This window comes from Extibacter sp. GGCC_0201 (assembly GCF_017566055.1).
Taxonomy (GTDB): Bacteria; Bacillota; Clostridia; order Lachnospirales; family Lachnospiraceae; genus Extibacter.
In genome coordinates this window covers 1-225 of sequence record NZ_JABFCH010000149.1, presented here as the reverse complement: position 1 = coordinate 225, position 225 = coordinate 1, and the positions used below count along the sequence as shown (strand labels likewise).

The window sequence follows — 225 nt, the reverse complement described above, 5'->3', positions numbered from 1 at the left end:
CGGTGAAAGCCTGTGCCGATTATGTGACTGCTTCGAATGAGGAAGACGGAGTGGCCGTTGCAGTGGAGAAGGCTATCATATCCGAAGTGCGTGTAGCCGAAATTCCCCTTGACCAACTGAATGCGCAGGCACGCCACGCATTGATGGGAAACTTGGGAATTCAATATACCTATGCCGACGAAGACCGTGTGGAAGCAACAATGCCGGTAGACCATCGTACCCGTC

At 52.9% G+C, this 225-nt stretch carries 1 pseudogene; it reads left to right on the top strand.

Annotated features, from left to right (window positions below):
* A pseudogene (locus tag HJV72_RS19055) lies at window positions 1–225 on the top strand (hypothetical protein); the annotation flags it as partial.